Consider the following 3,883-nt stretch of genomic DNA (forward strand, 5'->3'; position numbering starts at 1 on the left):
CCGGCAGGCCATGGCCCGGGCCATCCCCTCGGCCCGGCGCACGAGCCGCCGGGTCAGGGCCTCTGCCCCCCGGCGCAGGAGGAACCACCGCACCCGGCCCCGGGGGACCGGGCTCCGGGCCGCCACCGCCCGGGCCAGGCGCCCGGCCTCGTCGCCCACCAGGGGACCGGCCCGCAGGGCCACGAGCAGGGCAAGCCCCGGATCCGCCCCCTCCCCCGTCAGCCGCTGCAGGGGCCGAAGGACCCACCCCAAGGCCCGGGCCAGATCGGGAGGCGGGGTGAACGCGGTCAAAAGCCGCGCCGCGGCGAGCCCCAGGGCCAGCCGGACGCACAGCGCGGCCCCGGCCGCGAGGCCCGGAAGGGTCACGGTCACGGGCCACCCCTGCGTGCCCGGCAAGGGGACGTCCGGCGTGGTAACCCCGTGGAGGAGCAGGGAGAACCCGAACAATGCGGAGGCCGGCCGGAGCGCCCGGGCGAGGGGTCCGAGCCCGAGGCCGGCGGCCCGCCAGCCCGCCCCCACCGTGGCCAGGGCGGCGAGGAACCCCGCGGGGCCAGCGCCCCAGGCCGCGATCACGAGGCCCAGGCAGGCGCCCAGCTTGGCCCTGGGGTCCGCCCGGCCGAGCCGGGTGCCGAGGAGGCCACGTCGCACTCGCGCCCCCCGGCCCCTCACGGCCGCGGGTGAAACGGCCCGTAGTGGCGGGAGAAGTCGCCGATCACCTCGAAGTGGCGGAAGAACCGGGACTGCGTCAGGATCCGGGCCGTGTTCCCCCCCACGGGCGCGGCCCGCCCGGTTTCGAACCGGTGGTCGGCGTCCAGCACGAAATGGTGGGCGCATCCCGGGATGGAACCCCGGTACCGGGCCGCCTGCCCGTAGTCCTCCTCGCCGTCCTCCAGGTCGGCCACCTTGAACAGCCGGAACGTGTAGGCCCAGAACTCCACCCCCCCCATCCGGGCCTCCAGGTGGGGGTCGGCCAGGTGCAGGCGGTAGCGCCCCACGATCCGCGGGTCCACGAACCCGGCCCTCCGGGCCAGGCGCAGGAAATCGTTCACGTACGCGGCGCCACCCAGGTGCTCCCGCACGAGTTCCTCGTCGGCCGCCACCTCCGCCGGCAACCGGCGGTTCGTGTAGACGTCGGCGAAATAGAACTCCCCCCCGGGCCGGAGCACCCGGAACACCTCCCGGAGCACCTTGAGTTGCGGGGCCAGGTTCACCGCCCGGTTCGAGATCACCACGTCGAACCCCTCGTCCTCGAGCCCCGCCTCCTCCAGGTTCTCGATGTTTCCCCACCGAAACGCCACGTTGGGCTCGGGATGGCCGAAGGCCCGCATGGCCGCCTCGACGCTTCGGCGGGCCACCTCCAGGTTCTCCCGGTCCCGGTCGAGCCCCATCACAAACCCCGAGGGGCCGGCCAGGGCGGCGCACAGGAACACGTCGCGGCCGGTGCCGCAGCCCAGGTCGAGCACCCGGCGGCCCTCGATGGCCTCGGGGATCGGCGAGCCGCATCCGGTGAACCGCTCCACCACCTCGGGAGGAATCCGTTCCAAGAGTTCCCGTAGCCGGACCGGCGGCTCGGGGCCGGTGCCCGGAGCCGAAAGGGCCAGCGCGTTGCCGAACCGCTCCCGCGGGAGCCAGGGGGACGCGTGGGTCGTCATGGCGTCTCCGGCCTCACATCTTGTACTTCCCGAAGGCCTCGGGATCGAGATTCTCCAGGAACTCCTTCCACGGGTCCTCCTCGGCCTCGCCCCCCGAGGACTCCCCCTCCTTCACCTCCACCGCGGCGGCGCGCTTGAGCACCCCCTCCTCGGCGAAGATCTCGGCCCCGGTGCGCAGCGCGATGGCCATGGCGTCCGAGGGGCGGCTGTCGATGAGGCGCGTCCCGCCGCCGGGCAAGTCCAGGTGGATCTTGGCGTGGAACACGTTGTCCTCGAGGGCGTCGATGTCGATCCGGCCCACCGACGCCCCGAGCTCCTCCAGGATCATCTTGAGGAGATCGTGGGTCATGGGCCGGGGCGGTTTCACCCCCTCCAGGGCGTACGCGATCGAGGCGGCCTCGAGCACCCCGATCCAGATGGGCAGGGTGTAGCGGCCCTCCGTATCCCGGAGCACCACCACCGGCCCCTTGGACCTCGGATCGAGGGCCACGGCCGCGATCTTCATCTTCACGTACACACCGCACCTCCTGGGACTTCGTCCGTCGGTCTCCGGTCACCGGTTGCCCACGGGAAACGGGGCTAACCGCCCAGGGCCGCCGCAGGTCGGGCCCCCTCGTCCCGGACCACCTCGCCCCGCAGGGAGTTCACCGCCGCGGCCGTGATCCGCACCGCCACTTCGGTCCCCGTCCACCCCACGTCGCCGTCGAAGTTCACGATCTTGTTCTCGGGCGTGCGGCCGGCGACCTGCCCGCCCCCGGCCTTGCTGGGCCCCTCCACGAGCACCGGCCGCAGGCTCCCCACCAGGGCCTGGTTCCGCTCTAGGGTGTGGGCCTGCTGGAGGCTCTGGAGCCGGGCCAACCGCTCCTCCTTTACCGGCTCGGGAACGGGGTCGGGAAGCCGGGCGGCCAGGGTGCCCGGCCGGGGCGAGAACTTGAAGCTGAACAGCCCGTCGAACCGGACCCGGTCCATCACGGCCAGGGTGGCCTCGAAGTCCTCCTCGGTCTCGCCCGGGAACCCGACGATCATGTCGGAGGTGATCGCGATGCCGGGCCGCGCCTGCCGGAGCCGTTCCACGAGGTCCAGATACCGGGCCGCGGTGTACCGCCGGCGCATGGCTTCCAAGATGCGATCGGATCCCGACTGGAGCGGGAGGTGGATGTGGGGCATGAGCTGGGGCACCTCGGCAAAGCACCGGATGAGCTCGTCCGAGAGGTCCTTGGGGTGGCTCGTGGTGAACCGGATCCGCCGGATGCCCTCGACCTCCGCCACCCGACGGATGAGGCCTGCGAAATCCGTTTCCTGTTTAGGGCTTACACTATAAGAGTTCACATTTTGCCCGAGGAGCGTGACCTCCACCACCCCGGCCCGGGCCAGGCGCTCCACCTCGGCCACCACCTCGCGCACCGGCCGCGAGCGCTCGCGGCCCCGGACGTAGGGCACGATGCAGTACGCGCAGTAGTTGTCGCAGCCCTGCATCACGGTGACGTAGGCCGTCACCGCCCGGGGCCGGTGGTGGGCGTAGAAGGCCTCGATCCGGTCCTGGTCGGCTTCGTCCGGCGTCACCACGAGGCGTCGGCCGGTGCGGCGCACCGTCTCCACCAGGTCGGGCACCTCGTGGAGCACGTGGGTGCCGAACACCAGGTCCACGTACGGGGCCCGCTGGAACACCCTCCGGCCCGCCTCCTGGGCCACGCAGCCCCCCACGGCGATCACGACCCCGGGCCGGCGCTCCTTGAGGGGCCGGAACCGCCCCAGCTGGGAGTACAGCTTCTGCTCCGCCTTCTCCCGGATCGCGCAGGTGTTCAACAGGATCACGTCGGCCTCCCCGGGCTCGGCCACCTCCAGGTATCCCGCCTCCTCGAGCATGCGGGAAAGCACGGCCGAATCGTGGTCGTTCATCTGACAGCCGAAGGTCTGAATGTAAAACCGCGGAGATTCCATGGATCCGTCTCGGAAGTTCGCTCGAAAGCTCGAAAGCTAGGAAGCTGGGAAGCTGGGAAGCTTCTCGCTTCCCGCTTGGCCGTCCGGCCGCGGGGCCGCTTCCCCCTCCCGCCGGGGGAGGGGGGACCCGGTGCCTCCCCTCGGCACCGCCGCAGATCCCTTCTCCCCCTTGGGGGAGAGGGCCAGGGTGAGGGGGCCGGGCCGGCGGGTGGCACCGTCGGAGAAACGGGAATCCCAGAGGGGTTTGCCTCCCAGCCTCCCAGCTTCCCAGCCTCCCAACCGAAGTCCCC

The 3,883-nt window shown here is 72.1% G+C and carries 4 protein-coding genes; all 4 read right to left on the minus strand.

All coding sequences use genetic code 11. The annotated features are described in order from the left end of the window. Positions 1-648 (minus strand): energy-coupling factor transporter transmembrane component T family protein (locus tag ACY0I8_RS16925; RefSeq protein ID WP_461395684.1); only part of this gene is annotated, 648 nt, incomplete at its 3' end. 17 nt (positions 649-665) lie between these two features. Beyond that, the gene (locus ACY0I8_RS16930) at positions 666-1,652 is read right to left on the minus strand and encodes a methyltransferase domain-containing protein (protein ID WP_461395685.1); all 987 of its coding nucleotides are present in this window, start codon (positions 1,650-1,652) and stop codon (positions 666-668) included. 13 nt (positions 1,653-1,665) lie between these two features. Then, complete coding sequence (locus ACY0I8_RS16935; RefSeq protein WP_461395686.1) at positions 1,666-2,169, minus strand: bifunctional nuclease family protein; 504 nt, start codon at positions 2,167-2,169, stop codon at positions 1,666-1,668. Between the two features lie 62 nt (positions 2,170-2,231). Further along, positions 2,232-3,593, minus strand: coding sequence for a tRNA (N6-isopentenyl adenosine(37)-C2)-methylthiotransferase MiaB (gene miaB, locus ACY0I8_RS16940; RefSeq protein ID WP_461395687.1), 1,362 nt, complete (start codon positions 3,591-3,593; stop codon positions 2,232-2,234). Positions 3,594-3,883: the final 290 nt, after the last annotated feature.

Source organism: Deferrisoma sp. (assembly GCF_054681715.1).

What these genes read in the sequence shown, in the direction of transcription:
- ACY0I8_RS16930 (WP_461395685.1), bottom strand. Translation starts at nt 1,652, where the DNA reads ATGACGACCCACGCGTCCCCCTGGCTCCCGCGGGAGCGGTTCGGCAAC.
- miaB (WP_461395687.1), bottom strand. Translation starts at nt 3,593, where the DNA reads ATGGAATCTCCGCGGTTTTACATTCAGACCTTCGGCTGTCAGATGAAC.